Source organism: Micromonospora noduli (assembly GCF_003264365.1).
Lineage (GTDB): Bacteria > Actinomycetota > Actinomycetes > Mycobacteriales > Micromonosporaceae > Micromonospora > Micromonospora noduli.
This window is the reverse complement of the sequence record NZ_PYAK01000079.1, coordinates 1-21,397: the sequence shown is the minus strand read 5'-3', so window position 1 is coordinate 21,397 and position 21,397 is coordinate 1. Positions and strand designations below refer to the sequence as shown.

General features: G+C 72.2%; 21 protein-coding genes. 14 read left to right on the top strand and 7 right to left on the bottom strand.

Annotated features, from left to right (window positions below; genetic code table 11):
• Positions 1-144: 144 nt before the first annotated feature.
• The 3 genes from GUI43_RS30790 to GUI43_RS30780 all read right to left on the bottom strand — a co-directional run bounded on the left by GUI43_RS30790 (position 145) and on the right by GUI43_RS30780 (position 2,542).
• Positions 145-963, bottom strand: a complete 819-nt coding sequence (locus GUI43_RS30790; RefSeq protein ID WP_112700357.1) for an MbnB/TglH/ChrH family RiPP precursor modification enzyme — start codon at positions 961-963, stop codon at positions 145-147.
• On the bottom strand, positions 960-1,886 hold the full coding sequence (locus GUI43_RS30785) for a TIGR04222 domain-containing membrane protein (protein ID WP_112700355.1): 927 nt from the start codon (positions 1,884-1,886) through the stop codon (positions 960-962). Before GUI43_RS30785 ends, GUI43_RS30790 begins: the two co-directional genes overlap by 4 nt.
• 83 nt (positions 1,887-1,969) lie before the next feature.
• On the bottom strand, positions 1,970-2,542 hold the full coding sequence (locus GUI43_RS30780; protein WP_091403732.1) for a TetR/AcrR family transcriptional regulator: 573 nt from the start codon (positions 2,540-2,542) through the stop codon (positions 1,970-1,972).
• Between the two features lie 77 nt (positions 2,543-2,619).
• Between GUI43_RS30780 and GUI43_RS30775 the strand changes: the two genes are divergently transcribed.
• The 3 genes from GUI43_RS30775 to GUI43_RS30765 all read left to right on the top strand — a co-directional run bounded on the left by GUI43_RS30775 (position 2,620) and on the right by GUI43_RS30765 (position 5,334).
• Entirely contained in the window at positions 2,620-3,480 is an 861-nt protein-coding gene (locus GUI43_RS30775; protein ID WP_249037888.1) for a carbon-nitrogen hydrolase family protein, read from the top strand.
• Positions 3,481-3,545: 65 nt separating this feature from the next.
• Positions 3,546-4,190 (top strand): HAD family hydrolase, encoded by a 645-nt coding sequence (locus tag GUI43_RS30770; protein ID WP_091403736.1) that lies wholly within the window; start codon positions 3,546-3,548, stop codon positions 4,188-4,190.
• Positions 4,191-4,401: 211 nt separating this feature from the next.
• Positions 4,402-5,334 (top strand): serine protein kinase RIO, encoded by a 933-nt coding sequence (locus GUI43_RS30765; RefSeq protein ID WP_112588664.1) that lies wholly within the window; start codon positions 4,402-4,404, stop codon positions 5,332-5,334.
• Between the two features lie 44 nt (positions 5,335-5,378).
• On the opposite strand, the gene GUI43_RS30760 is transcribed toward GUI43_RS30765, so the two are convergent.
• On the bottom strand, positions 5,379-5,627 hold the full coding sequence (locus GUI43_RS30760) for a DUF2630 family protein (RefSeq protein ID WP_091403743.1): 249 nt from the start codon (positions 5,625-5,627) through the stop codon (positions 5,379-5,381).
• Between the two features lie 446 nt (positions 5,628-6,073).
• Here GUI43_RS30760 and GUI43_RS30755 point away from each other — a divergent pair, with 446 nt between their 5' ends.
• The 9 genes from GUI43_RS30755 to GUI43_RS30715 all read left to right on the top strand — a co-directional run bounded on the left by GUI43_RS30755 (position 6,074) and on the right by GUI43_RS30715 (position 15,801).
• Positions 6,074-7,411 carry a cytochrome P450 gene (locus tag GUI43_RS30755; RefSeq protein ID WP_181539441.1) on the top strand — a complete coding sequence of 446 codons (1,338 nt, stop codon included), beginning with the start codon at positions 6,074-6,076 and terminating at the stop codon, positions 7,409-7,411.
• Positions 7,408-8,325: a terpene synthase family protein gene (locus tag GUI43_RS30750; protein WP_091403752.1), complete on the top strand. Its 918-nt coding sequence runs from the start codon at positions 7,408-7,410 to the stop codon at positions 8,323-8,325. The genes GUI43_RS30755 and GUI43_RS30750 overlap by 4 nt, the downstream gene beginning before the upstream one ends.
• Positions 8,318-9,940 carry a prenyltransferase/squalene oxidase repeat-containing protein gene (locus GUI43_RS30745; protein WP_112700352.1) on the top strand — a complete coding sequence of 541 codons (1,623 nt, stop codon included), beginning with the start codon at positions 8,318-8,320 and terminating at the stop codon, positions 9,938-9,940. The genes GUI43_RS30750 and GUI43_RS30745 overlap by 8 nt, the downstream gene beginning before the upstream one ends.
• A 124-nt stretch (positions 9,941-10,064) precedes the next feature.
• Positions 10,065-12,617: a sensor histidine kinase gene (locus tag GUI43_RS30740; RefSeq protein WP_112639275.1), complete on the top strand. Its 2,553-nt coding sequence runs from the start codon at positions 10,065-10,067 to the stop codon at positions 12,615-12,617.
• A 91-nt stretch (positions 12,618-12,708) separates the two neighbouring features.
• Positions 12,709-13,131, top strand: coding sequence for a roadblock/LC7 domain-containing protein (locus GUI43_RS30735; RefSeq protein ID WP_091403761.1), 423 nt, complete (start codon positions 12,709-12,711; stop codon positions 13,129-13,131).
• Between the two features lie 5 nt (positions 13,132-13,136).
• A complete protein-coding gene (locus tag GUI43_RS30730; protein ID WP_030337267.1) occupies positions 13,137-13,523 on the top strand; it encodes a DUF742 domain-containing protein in 387 nt (128 codons plus the stop codon).
• Positions 13,504-14,115: a GTP-binding protein gene (locus tag GUI43_RS30725; RefSeq protein WP_030491535.1), complete on the top strand. Its 612-nt coding sequence runs from the start codon at positions 13,504-13,506 to the stop codon at positions 14,113-14,115. Before GUI43_RS30730 ends, GUI43_RS30725 begins: the two co-directional genes overlap by 20 nt.
• A gap of 85 nt (positions 14,116-14,200) precedes the next feature.
• Positions 14,201-14,536, top strand: coding sequence for a YciI family protein (locus tag GUI43_RS30720; RefSeq protein WP_091403763.1), 336 nt, complete (start codon positions 14,201-14,203; stop codon positions 14,534-14,536).
• A gap of 14 nt (positions 14,537-14,550) precedes the next feature.
• Positions 14,551-15,801: an RNA polymerase sigma factor gene (locus GUI43_RS30715; RefSeq protein WP_112700351.1), complete on the top strand. Its 1,251-nt coding sequence runs from the start codon at positions 14,551-14,553 to the stop codon at positions 15,799-15,801.
• 12 nt (positions 15,802-15,813) lie between these two features.
• On the opposite strand, the gene GUI43_RS30710 is transcribed toward GUI43_RS30715, so the two are convergent.
• The gene (locus GUI43_RS30710) at positions 15,814-16,002 is read right to left on the bottom strand and encodes a DUF397 domain-containing protein (RefSeq protein ID WP_091403772.1); all 189 of its coding nucleotides are present in this window, start codon (positions 16,000-16,002) and stop codon (positions 15,814-15,816) included.
• Complete coding sequence (locus GUI43_RS30705; protein ID WP_091403773.1) at positions 15,993-16,760, bottom strand: DUF5753 domain-containing protein; 768 nt, start codon at positions 16,758-16,760, stop codon at positions 15,993-15,995. The genes GUI43_RS30710 and GUI43_RS30705 overlap by 10 nt, the downstream gene beginning before the upstream one ends.
• 114 nt (positions 16,761-16,874) lie before the next feature.
• On the opposite strand from GUI43_RS30705, the gene GUI43_RS34790 reads away from it, so the two are divergent.
• Complete coding sequence (locus GUI43_RS34790) at positions 16,875-17,318, top strand: hypothetical protein (RefSeq protein WP_249037887.1); 444 nt, start codon at positions 16,875-16,877, stop codon at positions 17,316-17,318.
• Between the two features lie 107 nt (positions 17,319-17,425).
• Here GUI43_RS34790 and GUI43_RS30695 read toward each other — a convergent pair whose 3' ends face one another.
• The gene (locus GUI43_RS30695; RefSeq protein WP_112700350.1) at positions 17,426-20,278 is read right to left on the bottom strand and encodes an aconitate hydratase; all 2,853 of its coding nucleotides are present in this window, start codon (positions 20,276-20,278) and stop codon (positions 17,426-17,428) included.
• A gap of 213 nt (positions 20,279-20,491) precedes the next feature.
• Here GUI43_RS30695 and GUI43_RS30690 point away from each other — a divergent pair, with 213 nt between their 5' ends.
• The gene (locus GUI43_RS30690) at positions 20,492-21,253 is read left to right on the top strand and encodes a DedA family protein (RefSeq protein WP_225855211.1); all 762 of its coding nucleotides are present in this window, start codon (positions 20,492-20,494) and stop codon (positions 21,251-21,253) included.
• The last annotated feature ends 144 nt before the right edge of the window (positions 21,254-21,397 follow it).

The following is a 21,397-nucleotide window of genomic DNA, read 5'->3' as shown; positions in this document are numbered from 1 at the left end:
GGGCCGCGCGGGTGGCGGCCAGCGGTCCCGGCGCGAACCCCGCCGGTGGCTCACCCCCGGCGACCAGCGCCGCGACCAGTTCGGCCTGCCGCTCGGCCAGCCCGGCGCGGGGCGTCAGCGCGGAGCCGCCCTCGGGTGCGCCAGTCATGTCACGGCCGGGAAGCCCGCGGCGGAGGCCAGGGCGTCCAGTTCGGCGCGGAGTTCGGCGGCCGGCGGATAGTGGCCGTCGCGCTCCAGCAGCAGCGCCGGCGGTCGCCGCCGGGCGCAGAGCGCGCCGACCAGCTCCAGCACCGCCGCCGGAACCGGGTCGGTGTGGGTGTCGTGGTAGAAACCGCCGTGCTCCGCGCCACCGGCCACGTGGGCGTACGCGACCCGCTCCAGCGGCAGGCGGTCCAGCAACGCCAGCGGGTCGGCGCCCCGGTTGCGGGCGTTGGCGTGCACGTTGGCCACGTCCAGCAGTAGCAGTGCCCCGGTCCGGTCGAGGATCTCGGTGAGGAAGTCCACCTCGTCCAGTTCGTCGTCGGGCCAGTCGAGCAACGCGGCGATCGGCTCCAGCGCGATCGGCACCGGAAGCTCGGCCTGTGCCCGGGCCACGTTGGCGCAGACCGCGTCGACGGCTTCCCGGCTGCGCGGCAGCGGCAGCAGGTGGCCGGCCTCCAGACCACCGGCCCGGACGAACGCGATGTGCTCGCTGACCAGCGGGGCGTCCAGGCGTTGCGCCACCGCGGCCAGGTGGGCGACCCGGGCCGGGTCGACCGGCTCGGCGCCGCCGAGGGAGAGCCGCACCCCGTGCGGTACGACGGTCACCGCGCGGTCCCGCAGCTGCGTCAGGCCGGGCGGGAGCGGCCCGGAGGCGGGCACCCCCTCGGCCACCACCTCGACGAAGCGCAGGCCGGGCAGCTCGGCCACGAAGCCGGCGATCTCCGGACGCCAGCCGATGCCGACCCCGGACGGGCCGGTCATCCGCCGCACCCGCCGCCGCCCCCGCACCCGCCGCCTCCACCGCCGCAGGAGCTGCCGCCGTCCCCGCCGGAGCTGTCCCCGCCGCCGGAGGACCCGTCGGAGCCGCCCGTCCAGCCGCCGCCGGAGGCGGCCTGGCGCTGAATCTCGGCCTGCTCGGCGAAGCCCGGGTCGAGCGCCCAGAGTGAGGCGGTGCCGAACAGGGCTACGCCCATCGCCGCGCCGGCCGCTCCGTAGGTGGCGTAGGCGGGCGCGGAGGCCGGCGCGAGGTGGGTGTGTTCGCGGCGGACGGAGCGTAGGGCGGTGCGACCGGCCCGGGTGAGCATGGGTGCCCGGCGCAGCACCAGCGTGATGGTCAGCAGCGGAACCAGGGTCAGCAGCAGGTAACCCACCGGGCGACCGCTGAACAGGCCGGAGACCAACCGGAGTACACCGAGGCCCAGCAGGGCGAACAGGATCATGGACCAGGAGCGGGCACGGGCGCGCTGCGCGTCGTCGGTGAGCAGCCCGCGCTGCTCCAGGCCGTTGCGGATCTGGTCCAGCGCGGAGCGTACGCGCTCGTCCTGCGGCAGGTCCCGAACCCGGGAGTGCTGGTGGGCGGCCCAGTGGATGGCCTGATCCAGTGGGGTGAGCCCGGTCGGCGGGGTACCGCCGGTGGTCAGCCGACGGTCCGGTCGTACGCCGACCGCGCCGCTGCCGCGCAGCCCGCCCAGCGCCGCGTGCACGGCGAGCTGAGGGCCACCGTTGAGGTACGCGACCTGCTGTGGTCCGAGTGGGTCTTGGGTGTTGTGCGCCGGGGCGGTCAGCACGCGGATCCGGTGGTACGCCGCGATCGCCACCACCAGGATGGCCGCCGCGATGTAGTACCGGAGGAAGGTTGGGCCGGAAATGCCCCAGGTGTCGCCGGACGCGGCGTGGACGTTCATCGACTGCTCCTGTCACCGGAGGGGATTCGGCGGCCCCATTGTGGAGCAGCCTCGCCACGGGTGTCCGACCGGTGTGCGCGCGGTCAGTGGCGGCGGACCGCCTCCTCGACGAGGTCGAGCACCGGGCCCAGGTCACCGGCCGGTCGGCCCATGGCCAGGTGCAGCACCAGGCCGTCGTAGGCCAGCTCCAGGAACTGGGCCAGCACGTCGATCGGTACGTCCTCGCGCAGCACCCCGGCGTCGCGCTGGCGGGCCAGCCGGTCCCGGGTCGCCTCCGCGATCGCGGCGGACCGCTCCGCCCACCGCCGGGCGAACGCCGGGTCGGTGCGCAGCCGCCGGGAGACCTCCAGTTGGCTGCCCAGCCACCCGGTGGTGTCGGGGGAGACGGCGCGGGCGAGCAGATCGCGCATCACCTGCACCAGACCGTTGCGTGCCACCGTCTCAACCATCGCCGCGGCGTCATCCTCGGCGACGGCGAGGAAGAGCGAGTCCTTGTCGCGGAAGTGGTGGAAGATCGCGCCACGGGACAGGCCGGTGGCCTCCTCGAGGCGGCGTACGGTCGCCCCCTCATAGCCGAGCCGGGCGAAACACGCCCGGGCCGCGGCGAGGATCTCCTGCCGGCGAGCGTCGAGCTGGTCCTGGCTTACTCTGGGCACACGTCGATCGTTGCAGGTCACCCCGGGGCATGCAAACCGTACGTACGGCTTGGGACGTCGCCGATTACCATCGCCCGGTGACTCAGCCCCGCACCCTGCCCAGCTCCCCGCTGACCGTGGCCACCGTCCAGGCCACCCCCACGCCGGGCGACGTCGCCGGCAACGCGGTCATGGCCGCCGACCTGGTCCGCCGAGCCGGCGAGCGGGGCGCCCGGGTGGCCGTCCTGCCGGAGCTGTTCCTCTGCGCGTACCACCCGCCGGTTCTCGCCGCCGACCCGGTCGGCACGGACGTCGCGGCCGATCCGGCCGGGATGGTCGCGGATCCCCGGCTCGACCCGCTGCGGGCCGCGGCGCGCGAGGCCGGCGTCACCGCGTTGGTCGGCGCGGCCGTCCGCCACCCGGACGGCCGGCGGACCATCGCGGCGCTGGTGGTGGACCGGACCGGCGAGGTGCGGGTCGGGTACGACAAGCAGCAGTTGTGGGGCGACGAACGGGAGCTGTTCACCCCCGGCGATCGGGGTGCCACGCTGCTCGTCGACAACTGGCGGCTCGGGCTGGGAATCTGCTACGACGGCTGTTTCCCCGAGCACGGCCGGGCCGCCGCCCTCGACGGCGCACACGCCTACCTGTGCCCCAGCGGATACCTGGCCGGCTCCGAGCACCGCCGGGATCTGTACTACGCCGCGCGTGCCCTGGACAACACGATGTTCGTGGTCTTCGCCAACGCGGTCGGCGGCGTCGACCCGTGGCGGTTCAACGGCGGCGCGGCCGTCTACGACCCCGAGGGAAGGGTGCTGGCTCGCGGGGCAGACGACGGCACGGCGGTCCTCGTGGCGACTCTGGATCCCGCCGTGCTCGCGGCCACCCGGACGGCCCACTCGATGCTCGTCGATCGGCTGCCGGACCAGGGTGGCGCGCGGCTGTCGCTGCCTGGCTGAGCCCTTCGTCAGCTCGATACCCGCCGCATCTGTTGGCGGACACGTCGGTCCCGTAGGGTGCCCGAGTGCCACTGCTCCTGCTGGACCTGGACAACACCCTGCTGGATCGGGCCGGGCCGTTCCGCCGCTGGGGTGAGCGCTTCCTGGACAGCATCGGCGCGCCCCACACCGACATCGACTGGCTGATCTCGATCGACGCCGACGGTCTGACCGACCGCTGGGACCTCGCCGACGCCATCCGGGACCGCTACGAGCTGCGCATTCCCTCGATCGACCTGGTCGAGGAGCTGCACGACGGGGTGGTGGCGCAGACCCGGCTCGACCCGCTGACCGCCTGCGCGCTGCGGATCGCCGACGACGCCGGCTGGGTGCCGGTGGTGGTCTGCAACGGCACCGTACGCGTCGAGGACGCCAAGATTCGCCAGACCGGGCTGGACCAGTACGTCGCGGACTGGGTGATCTCCGAGGAGGCCGGGGTCAGCAAGCCCAACCCGAGAATCTTCGCGCTCGCCGCTCAGCGGGTCCGGATGCCGCTGCGGGGGGCGTGGGTGATCGGCGACAGCCCGGAGGCGGACATCGGCGGTGCCGCCGCCGTCGGGCTGCCCAGCGTCTGGCTGCACCGGGGGCGCACCTGGTCGGACGTCCGGTTCGCGCCGAGCCGCACCGTGGACGGGTTGATCGCCGCCGTCGCCACGGTCCTGGCCCGCTGAGGGTTTCCGCGCCGGCGACTGGGCGTCGGAGCGGCCGTTCGGGTGGCGGCTCGGTAATTCGGTTGACCGCCCGACGTGGTGGTACGAGCATTGTCCGCGCATGGTGCATCCCGGGCGAGTGCTCGGTCGAGGAGAGGGGGTCGGTCATGGCCGTCTTTGCAGGTCGCTTCCAGCTGCCTATCTCAGCCTCGACCAAGGGAACCTCACCACAGTGCGCGATCATGACCTTCCGGCGCTCGAGCGCCGAAGCCGCGGCAAGAGCCGCTTCGACGACGACGAACCGCAGTTTCTGAAGCGCGGGCGGCCCACCGAGCCGCTCGCAGACCCGGACAGCGAGCCCGACCCGGACACCGGCGAGCGCTGGTCGTCCTGGGACGACGCCGTGCACGGGCCACAGCCGCACCCCGCCTGGCTGGTCACCGAGTTGGCCGCCAAGGACACCGAGCTGGGTGTGTTGAAGACCGGCAAGGAGGCGGACGTCCACCTGGTCCGTCGCGCCGTGCCGGACACCGACCGGTCCTGCCTGCTCGCGGTGAAACGCTACCGCGATCCCGAGCACCGGTTGTTCCACCGCGATGCCGGCTACCTGGAGGGCCGTCGGGTGCGCCGGTCCCGGGAGAACCGGGCGATGGCCGGCCGGACGGCGTTCGGCCGGCAGATGATCGCCGGGCAGTGGGCGGCGGCCGAGTTCGCCGCGCTGAGCCGGCTCTGGGAGATCGGCGCCGGGCACGACCGGATCGCCGTGCCGTACCCGGTGCAGTTGCGGGGCACCGAGCTGATGCTGGAGTTCGTCGGTGACGCCGATTCGGGGGAGGCGGCACCCCGACTGGCCCAGTTGCGACCCGGCCCGACCGAGCTGCGTGACCTGTGGGCCCAACTGGTGGAGGCGCTGCGGGTGCTGGCGCGGGCCGGCTACGCGCACGGAGACCTGTCGCCGTACAACCTGCTCGTGCACCAGGGTCGGCTGGTCGTGATCGACCTGCCGCAGGTGGTCGACGTGGTGGCGAACCCACAGGGGCCGGAGTTCCTGGCCCGCGATGTGCGGGTGGTCGGCGCCTGGTTCGCGGCCCGGGGTCTCCCCGCCGAGCAGGTGGACCCCGGCATGTTGACCGGAGAGCTGCTGCACGAGGCGGGCCTGCGCTGATCGGAGCGGGTCGGGCGGCCACACCGCCCGACCCGCCACGTCGGCTATTGCAGGTAGCGCTCCACCTCGGGCTTGGGGCGTTCGCCCTGAGCGTCCGGGTCGCCGTGGGTCTCCCGGGCAGCCCGTCGGCGGCGCAGCAGGTCCCAGCACTGGTCGAGGGACTCCTCCAGGGCGCGCAGTCGCTCGCTGGCCTCGCCCTCGGTGCCCGACTCGTGGGCCTGGGCGTCGGCACGCAGCTTGTGCTCCTCGTCGACCAGCTCGGAGATCCGGTTCAGGATGGTCTTGTCGTCCATGCCACAGAGCCTGGCACAGGGTGCCGGGCATCGCCCGGATTCGGGGGTACCGGTGCGTCCCGGGTCACTGACCCCGCACCGGCCGGCCCGACACCGCCCGTGCAGTGCCGATGTCGCAGCCGGGTCGGCGGCACGCGGCCGTTTCGTCCGTCGCGCCGGTTCGTCGGCCCGCCCGGCGCGGTGTCGTGCCTGAATATCCATTCAGGAATCGAGCATGGTGAGAACATCGACGAGCGTGCGTGTACTTAGATGGAAATTGCGCCTTCCGCAAGTCTGGAGGTGCCCCTCGTTTGGTGAGATGCTTCCGTCGGCCCAGAAGGTGAAAGTTTCATCAACCCGCCCGACCGAAGTGGACCGCTGCGGTCGCCGGGACGACGAGGAGACGTGGTTCGATGTCGCAGGTGTCCGAGGCGAGCCCCGCCACTGTCAGCACCGAGCCCCGGACAATCCCGTTACGACGCGCTCTGCCGGCGCTGGTCCGCGATCCGCTGGGCGCGCTCGTCGACTTCGCGCAGGACGCCGACGGCGACGTCGTCCGGCTCAACCTCGGCTCGTTCCGCCCCTATCTCGTCAGCCATCCTGAGCACCTGCAACGCGTGCTGCGGGACAACGTTGCCAACTACACCCGGGACGGCGACGGGTTGCTCTGGCGACCGGTCCGCCGCATCGTCGGCGACGCCATCCTGGTCGCCGAGGGTGAGATCTGGGAATCCAGTCGTGGCGCGCTGCAACCGTTGTTCACCGCCAAGCGGGCCGAGACGCTCGTCGACAAGATGGCCGAGGCGATCAACGAGGCGGTCGACGAGTGGCTCGAACCGGCCCTCGCCGGGCGCCCGATCGACGGCGGCGCCGAGCTGACCCGGATCGTCCTGCGCACCACCATGCGGGTGCTCTTCGCCGATCGGATCTCGGTCCCCGACGCCCTGCGGATCAGCGCCGCGCTGGACACCGTCACCACCGCGATGCTTCCCCGACTGCTGATGCCCGCCGTGCCGTACGCGGTGCCGATGCCCGGCGACCGGCGCTTCCGCGAAGCGGTGCGCACCATCGACGAGGTGGTGCTGCCGATCATCCGGGAGGCCCGGGCCCATCCCACCGACGGCGACGACATCATCTCCACGCTCTGCCGGCCGCGCGCCGACGGCAGCGAACCCGACGAGTACGCGATCCGCGGCGACGTGGTCGCGATGTTCTCCACCGCCACCGAGACCACCATCGCCCTGCTCTCCTGGCTCTGGCCGGTGCTGGCGTCCCGGCCCGACGTGGCCGAGCGGATGACCGACGAGATCGAGCAGGTGGTCGGCGCCGAACGGGTCGGCCGCGAACACCTGCCCCAGCTGCGCTACGGCCGGATGGTGCTCGACGAGATGCTGCGGCTCTACCCGGCCGGCTGGATGATCCCGCGCACCGCGGTCGGCGACGACGTGCTGGGCGGGGTGCGGATCAAGGCCGGTGGCACCGTGCTGGTCAGCCCGTACGTCACCCAGCGGATGTCGACGTTCTGGACCGACCCGGCGCTCTTCGACCCGGAGCGGTTCGCGCCGGAGTTGCCCCGGCGGCGCTACCGCTACTCCTACTTCCCGTTCGGCGGGGGCCCGCACCAGTGCCTCGGGCAGTACCTGTTCCTGCTGGAGGCCCAGCTCATCGTCAGCACCGTGCTGAGCCGCTACCGCTTCCGGCTACGCGAACCGGTCGACCTCACCCCTCGGATGGGCGCCTCGCTGCAACCGAAGCAGCGGGCCGAGGTCATCCTCACCCCGGTCGAGCGCCCGGTCGCATCGTGACGGAGACCCCGCGACCGGCGCGGGCCGGTCAGGACGCGGTCGCCGAGCAGGGACGGGTGTGCGCACTCGCCGTCCGGGGCGTACGCGACCTCCAGAACGTCACCGCCGCTCACCCGGAGCTGTTCGACGCCGCGCCGTTCGACGCGGCGCTGCTCAGCTCGGTGGCCACCGCCATCGCCTTCACCGCGCCGTGGCACACCGCCGCGGAGCTGCGGATCACCACCCGTACCCTGCTGTGGGTCTTCGCCGCCGACTGGCAGGTCGACTACCTCGCGCGATCCGTCGACGACGTGCGGGAGATGGTGACCGACTGCCTCGCGGTGGCCGACGGCGCCGCGCCACCACCGGGGCGTCACCTGGCCCGGCTGCTGGCCGACCTGCGCGACGAGCTGACCACCGTCCCGGCGTTCGCCCGGCTACGGCCGATCTGGCGTGACGAGCTGGCCCGGATGCTCGCGGCAGTGGCGCGGGAGTGGGACTGGAAGCACCTGCCGACCGACCCGACCACCGGGCGGCGCCTGCCGGACCTGGACCGCTACCTGGACAACGCCGACAACCTCGCCTGCTCCTTCGTCAACGTCACCCACTGGATCGCCACGGGCGACGAGAAGACCCTCGCCCAGCTGACCGACCTGCTGGACGCCGGTCGTGGCGTGCAGCGCGTACTGCGGTTGGTCAACGACCTGGCCACCCAGGGCCGGGACGCCGAGTGGGGTGACCTGAACGCCCTGCTGCTGGTCGACGACCCGGCGCAGGTGCACGACCGGCTGGCCGAGCTGACCGCGCGGTCCCGGGGGGACCTGGCCGCCCTCGCCGAGCGGTGCCCCCGCCAGGCGGACTACCTCGGCCGGCAGATCTCCTTCACCGGCGGCTTCTACCAACTGTCGGACTTCTGGGGGGCACGCGATGAGTGACGGTGCCACCCGGGTGTTCGCCGACGCGGGGACCGCCGCCGACCCGGTCGCCGACGCCGCCCGCGAGCTGATCGCCGGCCTGGCGCTGCGGCCGTGGGGGCAGGTCGCCCCCTCGGTGTACGAGAGCGGCCGGCTCGTCGCCGGTGCGGCCTGGCTGCCGGGACACCACCAGCGGATCGGTTTCCTGCTGCGCGAGCAGCGCCCGGACGGCGCGTGGGGCCCACCCGAGGGGTACGCCCTGGTGCCCACGCTCAGCGCCACCGATGCTCTGCTCGCGGCGCTGGCCGACGGCGGATGGGCCGGTGCGGATCTACTCGCCCCGGTGGCGCGCGGACTGGACGCGCTCACCGGCCGGCTGCTCCCCATCCACGCGCGGGCGTTGCCGGACACTCCGGCGCTGGACCTCATCGTCCCCGCGCTTGTCGAGTCGATCAACGGCCGGTTGACGGGGCTGGACCGGGCGACCGCCGAGCGGCTGCCCCGTCCGCCGCTGGCGCTGCCCGCGGGGCTCGGGTCCGACCGGCTGCGCGCGGTCCGCGCCGCGGTGGCCGCCGGGGCGGCGCTGCCGACGAAGCTGGCTCACTTCTACGAGGTGCTGGACGCGACACCGGCCGACGCCGGACCGACCCTGACCGCCGTCGGCGCGTCACCCGCAGCGACCGCCGCCTGGCTGACCGCGGCTGGCCCGGCCGCCGGCCCCGCCGCGCACGCCTTCCTGCGGGAGTTGATCCGCGAGGCTGACGGGCCGGTGCCCTGCCCGACCCCGATCACCGTGTTCGAGCGGGCCTGGGTGCTCAGCGGGCTGCGCCGCGCCGGTGTCGCTGTCAATCCGCCGGCGACAGTGCTGCGTACCCTGGCCGCCGCCACCGGCGCCGAGGGCATCGCCACCGGCGAAGGACTGCCGACCGACGCGGACACCACCTCGGTCACGCTGGACGCGCTGGCCCGCTTTGGCCGCCCGGCGGACCCGGCGAGCCTGTGGGCGTACGAGACGGCGGAGGGGTTCTGCACCTGGCCGGGGAGCGAGGACGGCTTCTCGATCACCACCAACGCGCACGTGCTGGACGCGTTCGGCCAGCACGTGGCCGCACACCCCGGCGCGGACGCCCGGTACCACCGGACGGTTGAGCGGCTCAGTGCCGTGCTGCCGGCACACCAGCTCGCCGACGGCCCCTGGCAGGACCGGTGGCACGCCTCGCCGTACTACGCCACCGCCTGCTGTGTGCTGGCGCTGGCCGAGTTCGGGCGGGGTGCGGCCGCCGCCGAGGCGGTGGATCGGGCGGCCGGCTGGGTGCTGAACAGCCAACGCGCTGACGGTTCGTGGGGGCGGTGGGACGGCACCGCCGAGGAGACCGCGTACGCCCTCCAGGTGCTGCTGGCGGTGCCGACGACAGTGCCACGGGTCGACGACGCGGTGGCTCGTGGGCACGCCTACCTGCACGAATCCGCCGGCCGGGAGCACCCTCCACTGTGGTATGGCAAGGAGCTGTACTGTCCGACCGTCATCGTTCGCGCCACTGTGCTCGCCGCCTGCCGGTTGGCCGGCATCCGTACCTTCGGCGTGGACCGATCGGTGGTGGATTGCGGTTACCGGTCAACAAAAACAGCAACTTGAGGGGTTGTGTGGACACTGCTAGCGTACGCAGAGCCTCAGCCCCGGATGCCCCGCTGCGGTGGGACGTCGCCCCCTCTGATCATTCGTTGATGAGCTGAGTCAACGCCCGGCCTGGGACGGTTCAATGCGTTCTCGCGGTACGAGTATCCGCACCAAGGTTGTCGCCCTGCTGCTCTCCCTGGTCGCGCTCTGGATGTTCGCGGCGTGGGTGACCCTGCGCGACGGCTTCAACCTGCTCGGTGTCCAGTTGCTCAACAGCAAGGTCTACACACCGAGCGAGCCGCTGTTGCAGGAGCTCCAGGTGGAGCGGCGGTTGACCCAGGCGTACCTGAGCAACCCCGAGACCGCGCAGCGGACAGCGCTCGAGGCTGAGCAGCGCAAGACCGCCGAGCTGGCCGCCGACTTCGCCGCCTCGGTGCGCAACTGGCAGGTCGACATCGCCGGCAGTTCCGCACTGGACACCCAGCTCGGTATGACGATCGCCCAGGTCAACGCGTTGGAGCAGACCCGCGCGGAGGTGCTGGACCGCAAGATCGACCGGATCGCCGCCGCTGAGGCGTACACCGGCGCGATCGAGTCGATCTTCCAGATCTACGACGTGACGGGCAGCCTGGACGACAAGCAGATCGCCGGCGAGGCGGCGGCCCTGATCCAGCTCAACCGGATGAAGGAGCTGGTCTCCCAGGAGGACGCGCTGCTCAGCGGCCTCTTCGGCAACGGTCGGATGAGCGGCCCCGAGTACGCCCGCTACGTCGCGCTGGTCGGCTCGGAGCGGTTCCTCGGTGAGGAGACCCGGGTACGGCTCGCCGACGCCGACCAGCGCCGTTACCAGCAGCTCGTCGAGGGCGAGGCGTTCACCCGACTGCGCGCCGTGCAGGACAGCATCATCCGCGAGGGCCGGCCGTCGACCCAGCTGCCGGTCGGCGCCGAGCAGTGGCGGGGCACTGTCGAGCCGGTGCTGGCCGAGGTGAACGGCGTCGTCACCGCTGGCGGCGAGGGCATCGTGGACCGGGCCACCGGCGTGGCCGTGATGGTCGTCGTCCGACTGGTGCTCGCCACCGGCCTCGGTCTGCTCGCCGTCATCGCCTCGGTCGTCGTCTCCATCACCACGGCCCGGAACCTGCTGCGCCAGCTGGACCGGCTGCGGGAGGCCGCCTGGCAGCTCGCCGACGAGCGGCTGCCCCGGGTGGTGGAGCGGCTCGGGCGCGGCGAGGAGGTCGACGTGGCCACCGAGGCGCCCCCGCTGGAGTTCGGCACCGACGAGATCGGCCAGGTCGGCAAGGCGTTCAACGCCGTCCAGGAGACCGCGTTGCGGACCGCCGTCGAGCAGGCCGACCTGCGTCGCAACGTCCGCGAGGTCTTCCTGAGCCTGGCCCGACGCACGCAGGCGCTCGTCCACCGCCAGCTCACCCTGCTCGACGCGATGGAACGCCGCGAACACGACGCGGAGGAGCTGGAGGACCTGTTCCGGGTCGACCACCTGGCCACCCGGATGCGGCGCAACGCGGAAAACCTGATCGTGCTCTCCGGTTCCACCCCCGGTCGGGCCTGGCGGCGCAACGTCCCGATGGTCGACGTGGTGCGCGGCGCCGTGGCCGAGGTGGAGGACTACACCCGGGTCAACGTGCTGCCGCTCGGGCCGGTCTCGCTCGCCGGTCGCGCGGTCGGCGACGTCATCCACCTGCTCGCCGAGCTGATCGAGAACGGCCTGTCGTTCTCCCCGCCACACACGACCGTCGAGGTCCGTGGCCAACTGGTCTCCAACGGGTTCGCCATCGAGATCGAGGACCGGGGCCTCGGCATGAGCGAGGAGGACCTGGCCGCGGCGAACCACCGGATCGTCGACCGGTCCGAGCTGAACCTCGCCAACGCCGCCCGCCTCGGGCTCTACGTGGTGAGCCGGCTGACGGAACGCCACGGCGTGCGGGTACGGCTCAAGGAGTCCGCGTACGGCGGCACCACAGCTGTCGTGCTGATCCCGCTGGAGTTGGTCACCCAAGCCGACGTCTCCCCGGAGGACTCCGGGTCGTTCCGGACCGGCTCGGCCATCCCGATGCCGTCGGCGCCCGCCACGGACAGCGGCCGTCCGGCGTCCCTCGCACCGGTCGCGCTCGCCGCGCCGACGACCACCGCGTCGGAGGTGGCGGTGACCTCGGCCGCGCCGACGCCGGCCGACACCGCCGCGCCGACGACGGACGAGGGGGCCGAGGCGGACACCGTCCTCCCCACCCGACAGCGGACCACCCCGGCAACCGGCACCCCAGACCTGCCCACCCGCGCTCGGCGCGGGCCGGCTCAGCCAGCCCTGGAAGCCCCGACCGTGCCCACCGGCCTGCCCGCCGTTGACCCCAGCCGCTCGGAGACCGCCGACGGAGAGCCGGCCGGCGACGGTGGCCCGGTGCCCGCCCGCGCTGAGGCGGAGCGGACCGACTCCGGCCTGCCCGTCCGGGTCCGACAGGCGAACATCGTTCCCGAGTTGCGAGACGACCCGGCGGTGTCCGAAACCGACGACGAGGATGTGGTGCGCCCACCGGAGCAGGTTCGCCGGATGATGAGCTCCTACCAGACCGGCACCCGGCGTGGGCGGACCGACGCGGCTCGGCTGCTCGGCGGCGCCTCCGGCGCCCCGGCGGCGACGCCGTCCGAGCCGACCGACGAGGATCCACAAGCGACCTGACCGAGCACCGACGACGCGGGTTTCCGCGCGGTGTGACGGTCGAGCCCCAGACGAACAACGGCGCACAGCCGGGCGAGAAGAGGACGACGAAGTGACCCAGAAGACGGCTTCGAGCGCCGACCTGACGTGGTTGCTGGATGACCTGGTGGGCCGGGTGAAGCAGGCCGAACACGCGGTCGCGCTCTCCACCGACGGCCTCCTGATGGCCTCCTCCCAGGGGTTGAGCCGGGACGACGGCGAGCACCTCGCAGCGATGGCGGCCGGCATCCAGAGCCTCGCCCGAGGCGCCGGCAAGCGTTTCGGTGGTGGGCAGGTGCAGCAGACCATCATCGAGATGCAGTCATCGTTCCTGTTCGTCACCGCGGCCGGCCGCAACGCCTGCCTGGCGGTACTGGCCAGCGAGGACGCCGACGTCGGCCTGATCGCCTACGAGATGGCGATGCTGGTCACCCGCGTCGGCAAGTACGTCGCATCGCCGTCGCGCGGCACTGATCAGCAGGTCGGCGAGAGGTAGCGGCGATGACGGTCCAGGGGGAGTCCGCAGACCATCAGTGGGTGGATGACCACGCGGGTCCGGTGGTGCGTCCGTACGCGGTGACGCGTGGTCGGGCCCGCCCGGTCACCGGCACATTCGACCTGATCTCCCTGGTCACGGCGACCCGAGCCGAGGTCACGCCCGAGGTCGGTCTCGGTCCCGAGCATTTGGCGATCGTCGGGCTGTGCCAACGCATACAGTCCGTCGCCGAGATCGCCGCCCATCTCGACCTGCCGGTGGGCACCATCCGGGTGCTCCTCGGTGATCTGGCGGCCCGCAGCCTGGTGCAGGTCCGCGAGCCGCAGACCACGGCCGGTCTTCCCGACAACAGCATCTTCGAGGCGGTAATCAATGGACTACGGGCACTCTGACCGGCCGGCGGGAGCGACGCCACTGCCCACCGCGATCAAGATCCTGGTCGCGGGCGGCTTCGGCGTGGGCAAGACGACAATGGTTGGCGCGGTCAGCGAAACCCGGCCGTTGCGCACCGAGGAGGTGCTGACGGAGACGGGGGTCGGCATCGACGACCTCTCCGGGGTGGAGGGCAAGACCACCACCACCGTGGCCATGGACTTCGGCCGGATCACCATCAGCGACGACCTGGTGCTGTACCTGTTCGGTACGCCGGGGCAGGACCGGTTCTGGTTCGTCTGGGACGAGTTGGCGTTGGGGGCGATCGGCGCGGTGGTGCTGGCCGACACCCGCCGCCTCGCCGACTGCTTCCCCTCGATCGACTACTTCGAGGGTCGGGGCACGCCCTTCGTGGTGGCGGTGAACTGCTTCCAGGACGCCCGGCAGTACCGGCTCGACGAGGTGCAGGCCGCGCTGAACCTGGACCCTGGTGTGCCGGTGCTGCTCTGCGACGCCCGGCAGCGTGAGTCCAGCAAGGAAGTGCTCGTCACGCTGATGGAGCACGCCATGAAGACCCGCGAGGCCCGTCGCCGCGCCGCCAGCGGAGACTGACAGAAGTTTTTCGGGGGAGGGTGTCCGGAACGCCGCCGGCCGATCGTCATGCTGGCGACACCCCGAGAAACCAGGGAGCGACCAGATGAAGTACATGATGTTCGTTTGCAGCGACACCCAGCCGGACACCGACCCCACCGAGCTGCCCGACATCGAGAAGTGGGTGGCGGAGAACGACTCCCGTGGCCGCCGCCTGACCGGCAACGTGTTCGCGTCGCCCAGCGCGGCCACCACCGTCCGTGTTCGCGACGGTGAGCTGCTCGTCTCCGAGGGGCCGTTCGCGGAGACCGCCGAGGTGATCGTGGGCTTCGACCTGCTCGACTGCGCCGACCTGGACGAGGCGATCGAGGTGGCCCGCACCCACCCGATGGCCCGCAACGGGCGACTGGAACTGCGTCCGTTCGCGGACCTGTCCGACTGACGAGGTTGTCGACCTTGCAGCGCCGGCCGGTGCGCAACCCGGCACCGGCCGGCGCGGCGGCGGCGGAGGCCGTCGCGGAAGCCAGCGTCGAGGCGTACCCCCGGATCGTCGCGACCCTGATCCGGGTGACCGGGGACTGGGCGTTGGCCGAGGACTGCGCCCAGGAGTCGTTGACCGTCGCGCTGGAGCGTTGGCCCACCGACGGTGTGCCGGCCAACCCGGGTGGCTGGCTCATGACGGTGGCGCGCAACCGGGCGATCGACGTGCTGCGCCGGGCCACGGTGGAGCGGCGAAAGCTGCACGACCTGGCGTTGCTCACGCCAGACGAGGCGCAGCCCGAGCCCGAGGTGGGGCAGGACGTGGTGGACGACCGGCTGCGTCTCATCTTCACCTGCTGCCATCCGGCGCTCGCGATCGAGGCCCGGGTGGCGTTGACGCTGCGAACGGTCTGCGGCGTGCCGACCGCTGACATCGCGCGCCTGCTGCTGGTCAGCGAGTCGACGATGACCCGCCGGTTGACCCGGGCGCGCACCCGCATCGCCCAGGCCGGCATCCCGTACCGGGTGCCGAGCGGGCCGGCGCTGACCGAGCGGCTGCCCGGCGTCCTCGCCGTGCTGTACCTGCTGTTCACCCGGGGCTACGTCCCCGACGGCGAGCCGGCCTTCGCCGACGAGGCGGTCCGGCTGGCCCGGCTGCTCGACCGGCTGATGCCTGACCAGTCCGAGGTCGCCGCGCTGCTGGCGCTGTGCCTGTTCCAACACTCCCGTCGGGACGCCCGCCGCGACGCCGCCGGCAACCTGCTCACCCTGGAGCGGCAGGACCGCGACCGGTGGGACCGCGCCGCCATCGCCGAGGGCCTGGTCGCTATCGATCGGGTACGCCACGACGGGCCGTACGCGTGGCAGGCCCGGATCGCCGCCTGCCACGCCACCGCCGCCTCGGCCGACGAGACCGACTGGCCGACGATCGCGCGGGCCTACGACGCGCTCGCCGACCTCCGCCCCTCACCGGTGATCGCGCTCAACCGTGCGGTTGCGCACGGGTACGCGTACGGGCCGGCCGCCGGGTTGGTGCTGCTCGACGCGGCGCGCGCCGGGGGCGGGCTGGACGGCTATCCGCTCGCCGTGGCGGTGCAGGCCGATCTGGTGGCGCGACAGGGCGACCGGCCACGTGCGGCAGGGCTGTTCCGGGAGGCGGCGGCAGCGGTGGGCTCAACCGCCGAGCGCCGTGCGCTGCTCGACCGGGCCGACGAACTCGCCCGGTAGGGCAGTGGGGGGTCAGCCGCGCTTGGCCAACACCAGGAACCGGGCCCAGGCCGCCGGGTCGAAGGCGAGCGCCGGACCGGCCGGGTCCTTCGAGTCACGTACGCCGATGACGCCCGCGAGGTTGTCGGCCACCTCGACGCAGTCGCCGCCGTTGTTGCCACTCTTGCTGCTCTTGCGCCACCGAGCGCCGGTCAGGTCCATGATGCCGCCGCTTCCCTGATGAGATTGAGGGACTGCGCGCGCGACAGGGCGCCGTCGCGAATGCGTTCCCACCGTCGGTCGAATGTAGCAACGTCGGCAACCTTGTCGATGAGTTGCGCTTGGGCCTGGCTGTCGACGTGCGCGACCCGCGCCCCGTCCGGCATCTCGGCCACTGTGAACGGCCCACCGAGGCCCGGATACATGCCGACGTCGGCGGGCACGACGAACAGCGACACGTTCGGCAGCGCGGCCTGCTCGGCCAGCCGCTCGCACTGCTCCCGCATCATGGCCCGGTCGCCGCCGAGGGTGCGCCGCAGGACTCCCTCGTCGAGGACCGCGACGAGCAGCGGCGGGCGTTCCCGGCGCAGGATTGCCTGCCGGCTCAGCCGCGCCTCGGCGAGGTCGTCGGCCTCGGCCGGTGTCAGCGCCTCACCGACCAGTGTCGCCAGCGCATACGCCTTGGTCTGTAAGAGGCCCGGTATCCACGCGAGCTGAAACGACCGCAGCGACAGTGCCTCGCGCTCGATCTCGGCCCAGGGCCGAAACCAGGCCGGCGTCCGGCGCTTCAGCGCGTCCGGCCACAGCTCGTCGACGTTCCGGCCGAGCAGCTCGGCGACCCGCGCGCGATGACGCGTCTGCGGAATTCGTCCCGTGCTCGCCCACTTGGCGGCCGTCTTCGGATCGACACCGATCTGAGCAGCGAGACTGTCCGCTGTGTGGCCCCGCTCGGCCATCGCCGCCTGTACGGCTCGATTCATCTCCAGACCCTCCAGAACGTTCCAGACGTCGGAAGGAAATACTTCTACGCGGTGTGATCGCTTGGCAACCCTCGGCAGGGTGCTGTGTAGACAGCATCGAAGAGGGAGCACCGGATGCCCGACGACAGGTCCTGCAACCGCCCGCATCGGCCGGGCAATCGACCGGGCCAACCGGCCTCGCCCCGTGCGAACGTCGCCGGCCCGACCGGGCCACGGCACCCGCCGTACCGAGGTCCCGGTCGCGCGGAGAACGACGTACCCAAATCACGCTGGCGGTCCCGGTGCGACCCGCCGGTCGCGCACACCGCCGACGGCCCGCTGTGGACGTGCGACGCCTGCGGTAGAGACTGGCCCTGCCCGGCGCTGCGAGCGACCCCGACGGACGCGGCCCGTCGCGCGACCCTGATCCCCGAGTTCTCCCGGATCACCCGCCGGGCGATCCGCGACCTGCGCGGCCAGCCCGACGGACCCGACCCGGTCGCCATCGTCCGCCGTTTCCTGTGGTTCCTGCCGCTCACCGACGAGGAGGCCCGCGCGGTCGCCCTGCGACTGCGCTGACCGACCGTTCACCCACTCCGGGCGCTCTGACCGCAAGCCTTCCCCGGCATGAACGGCGAAGGCCGCCCCCGCCGAAGCGGGAGCGGCCCTCGACCAGCCCTACGCGATCAGTTTGCGATCATGCGGCGCAGCACGTACTGCAGGATGCCGCCGTGCCGGTAGTAGTCCGCCTCACCGGGGGTGTCGATCCGCACCACGGCATCGAACTCGACGCCGGTGTCGGTGCTGACCAGCACGGTGCGCGGGGTCTCACCGTCGTTCAGGGCGGTCACCCCGGTGATGGTGAACGTCTCGGTGCCGGTCAGGCCGAGCGACTCGGCGGTGACGTCCACCGGGAACTGCAACGGCAGCACGCCCATGCCGATCAGGTTGGAGCGGTGGATCCGCTCGTACGACTCGGCGATGACCGCCCGGACGCCCAGCAGCATCGTGCCCTTGGCCGCCCAGTCCCGCGACGAGCCCGAGCCGTACTCCTTGCCGGCCAGCACGACCAGCGGGATGCCGGCCTCCTGGTAGGCCACCGAGGCGTCGTAGATCGAGGTCTGCTCGCCGGTGAGGTGGTTGACGGTGAAGCCGCCCTCCACCCCCGGCACCAGCTGGTTGCGCAGCCGGATGTTGGCGAAGGTGCCCCGGATCATCACCTCGTGGTTACCCCGGCGGGAACCGTACGAGTTGAACTCGTGGCGCGGCACGCCGTGCTCGGCCAGGTACGAGCCGGCCGGGGAGTCCGCCTTGATCGCGCCGGCCGGCGAGATGTGGTCGGTGGTCACCGAGTCACCCAGCTTGGCCAGCACCCGGGCAGCGGAGATGTCGACGACCGGGCTCGGCTCCTGCTGCATGCCCTCGAAGTACGGGGGCTTGCGCACGTAGGTGGAGTCGCTCTCCCAGGCGAAGGTGTCGCCGGTCGGGGTCGGCAGCGACTGCCACCGCTCGTCGCCGGCGAAGACATCGGCGTACGCGGCGCTGAAACCGGTGGCGCCGATCGCCTGGGCGATGACGTCCTGGATCTCGGCGCTGTTCGGCCAGATCTCGCGCAGGTAGACCGGGTTGCCCTCGGAGTCCTCACCGATCGGCTCGTTGGCCAGGTCGATGTCCATGGTGCCGGCCAGGGCGTAGGCGACCACCAGCGGCGGCGACGCCAGGTAGTTCATCTTGACGTCCGGGTTGATCCGGCCCTCGAAGTTCCGGTTGCCCGAGAGCACCGAGACCACCGACAGGTCGTGCTCGTTGACCGCGGCCGACACCTCCTCGGGCAGCGGGCCCGAGTTGCCGATGCAGGTGGTGCAGCCGTAGCCGACCAGGTTGAAGCCGAGCTTGTCCAGGTACGGGGTGAGGCCGGCTCGCTCGTAGTAGTCCATGACGACCTTCGACCCGGGCGCCAGGGTGGTCTTCACCCACGGCTTGCGGGTCAGGCCCTTCTCCACAGCGTTACGGGCCAGCAGCGCGGCACCGATCATCACCTGCGGGTTGGACGTGTTGGTGCAGGAGGTGATCGCGGCGATCACCACGGCACCGTGGTCCAGCTCGTACTCGACGCCGTCCGCGCCGGTGACCCGGACCGGGTTGCTGGCCCGGCCACCCGCGCCGACCGCAGCGGTCTCCAGGTCACGCGGCTCGTCGGCCGGGTCGCTGAACTCGTTGGCCGGCGGGTCGCTGGCCGGGAAGGACTCGGCGCTGGCCTCGTCGGCCGGGCCGTTGGCGCCACGCGGCAGTTCCTCGCGGGGGACACCCGGCTTGAGGTCGCGCTCACCGACGGAGTCATCGGCCACGTAGTCGGTCAACGCGGAGCGGAACAGCGTCTTCGCGGCACCCAGCGGCACCCGGTCCTGCGGGCGCTTCGGGCCGGCGAGCGACGGCTCGATGGAGCCGAGGTCCAGCTCCAGGCGCTCGGAGTAGTCCGGCTCGGCGTCCGGGTCGTGCCAGAGGCCCTGCTCCTTGGCGTACGCCTCGACCAGCGCGACCTGCGCCGCGTCCCGGCCGGTCAGCTCCAGGTAGCGGATCGTCTCCGCGTCGATCGGGAAGATCGCCACGGTGGAGCCGTACTCCGGGGACATGTTGCCGATGGTGGCCCGGTTGGCCAGCGGCACGGCGCCCACGCCGGGACCGTAGAACTCGACGAACTTGCCGACCACACCGTGCTTGCGCAGCATCTCGGTGATGGTCAGCACCAGGTCGGTGGCGGTGGTGCCGGCCGGCATCTCACCGGAGAGCTTGAAGCCCACCACCCGGGGGATCAGCATGCTGACCGGCTGGCCGAGCATCGCGGCCTCGGCCTCGATGCCGCCGACGCCCCAGCCCAGCACGCCCAGGCCGTTGACCATCGTGGTGTGCGAGTCGGTGCCGACCACCGTGTCCGGGTACGCCTGACCGCCCCGCTCCATGATGGTGCGGGCCAGGTACTCGATGTTGACCTGGTGCACGATGCCGGTGCCCGGCGGGACTACCTTGAACTCGTTGAACGCGGTCTGACCCCAGCGCAGGAACTGGTAGCGCTCCTTGTTGCGCTCGTACTCCAGCTCGACGTTGCGGGCGAACGCGTCCTCGCGGCCGAACAGGTCGGCGATGACCGAGTGGTCGATGACCAGCTCGGCCGGGGCGAGGGGGTTGACCTTGCTGGCGTCGCCGCCCAGGTCACGTACGGCCTCGCGCATGGTGGCCAGGTCGACCACGCAGGGCACGCCGGTGAAGTCCTGCATCAGGACCCGCGCCGGGGTGAACTGGATCTCCACGCTCGGGGCGGCGGTGGAGTCCCACCCGCCGAGCTGGCGGATGTGGTCGGCGGTGATGTTCGCGCCGTCCTCGGTCCGCAGCAGGTTCTCCAGCAGGATCTTCAGGCTGTACGGCAACCGCGCGTGGCCGTCCACCTTGTCGATCTTGAAAATCTCGTAGCTCGCGTCTCCGACGCGTAGCTGGGTCTTCGCACCGAAGGTGTCGAGGCTCGCCACGTCGTACTCCTTCACACCAGCGACCGTGAGTAGTCCTGAGCAGTCTGTCGCACCGGCCGGGGTGCCGCCGAGGTTAGGTGACACTTACCGCCCGATTCCGCTTCCAACAAAACCGTACGTCCGTCTTGCTATCTGCGCAACCTGGCGTCACGGGTTGGGTGACCCACGACCGCGCCGCCCCGTCGGCTCGGCGGGGTAGGGTCGGGGCCGATTCGGAAGGGGTGCCGAGTGATCGACGTTCAGCACTGGCTCTCGGCGCTGCCTCCGGGCGTGGTCTACCTGCTTGTCGCCGGAGTGATCGGCGTGGAGAGCATGGGTGTTCCGCTGCCCGGCGAGATCGTCCTGGTCAGCTCCGCCCTGCTCGCCGCCACCGGCGTGGTCGAGCCGGAATGGGTGGCCAGCGCGGCGGCGTTCGGCGCCATCGTCGGCGACTCCGTCGGGTACGCCGTCGGCCGACGCGGCGGTCGTCCGCTGCTCGCCCGGCTGGGCAGACGGTTCCCCAAGCACCTGGGCCCGGCGCAGCTCGCCCGTGCCGAACAGAGCTTCGCGCGGCACGGCGTCTGGGCCGTCTTCTTCGGTCGGTTCGTGGCACTGCTGCGGATCCTGGCCGGGCCGCTCGCCGGGGCGCTGCACGTGCCGTACCGCCGCTTCCTGGTGGCGAACGCGGCCGGCGGGTTGGTCTGGGCCTTCGGCACGACGTACCTGCTCTACTCCGTTGGCCGGGCGGCCGAACACTGGCTGAAGGACATCTCCTGGGCCGGGTTGGTCCTCGCGGTCCTCGCCGGGCTCGGCAGCACCTGGTGGCTGCGCCGCCGCGCGCACCGCGTCGCTTCGGCCGACGGCGCCGCCGACATGGAGGCGGCCGAGGTGCCTTCCGGCGGTCAGTCTGTCGGGGCGGCTTCGGGCGGCCACTCTGTTGCGGCGGCCTCCGGTGGTCAGGCGGTTGTGGTGGCCCCCGACGTTGAGCCGACCCGCGCGGGCGAGCACTGACCTAGGCATGCCGAAGGGCCGGGCCCCGTGGTGGGGTCCGGCCCTTCGGTGTGTGCTGGTGGTCTGTGGGTCAGCTGGTGGCGTAGCCGCGGGTGGCGATCCAGTCGGCGAGGTGCTCGACGCTGATCTGGTAGGCGGCCTGGT

Coding starts and splice junctions, on each gene's coding strand:
- GUI43_RS30710 (WP_091403772.1), bottom strand. CDS start 16,002: ATGGACCTGACCGGCGCTCGGTGGCGCAAGAGCAGCAAGAGTGGCAAC.
- GUI43_RS30745 (WP_112700352.1), top strand. CDS start 8,318: ATGAGTGACGGTGCCACCCGGGTGTTCGCCGACGCGGGGACCGCCGCC.
- GUI43_RS30785 (WP_112700355.1), bottom strand. CDS start 1,886: ATGAACGTCCACGCCGCGTCCGGCGACACCTGGGGCATTTCCGGCCCA.
- GUI43_RS30790 (WP_112700357.1), bottom strand. CDS start 963: ATGACCGGCCCGTCCGGGGTCGGCATCGGCTGGCGTCCGGAGATCGCC.
- GUI43_RS30720 (WP_091403763.1), top strand. CDS start 14,201: ATGAAGTACATGATGTTCGTTTGCAGCGACACCCAGCCGGACACCGAC.
- GUI43_RS30725 (WP_030491535.1), top strand. CDS start 13,504: ATGGACTACGGGCACTCTGACCGGCCGGCGGGAGCGACGCCACTGCCC.
- GUI43_RS30760 (WP_091403743.1), bottom strand. CDS start 5,627: ATGGACGACAAGACCATCCTGAACCGGATCTCCGAGCTGGTCGACGAG.
- GUI43_RS30705 (WP_091403773.1), bottom strand. CDS start 16,760: ATGAATCGAGCCGTACAGGCGGCGATGGCCGAGCGGGGCCACACAGCG.
- GUI43_RS34790 (WP_249037887.1), top strand. CDS start 16,875: ATGCCCGACGACAGGTCCTGCAACCGCCCGCATCGGCCGGGCAATCGA.
- GUI43_RS30740 (WP_112639275.1), top strand. CDS start 10,065: ATGCGTTCTCGCGGTACGAGTATCCGCACCAAGGTTGTCGCCCTGCTG.
- GUI43_RS30730 (WP_030337267.1), top strand. CDS start 13,137: ATGACGGTCCAGGGGGAGTCCGCAGACCATCAGTGGGTGGATGACCAC.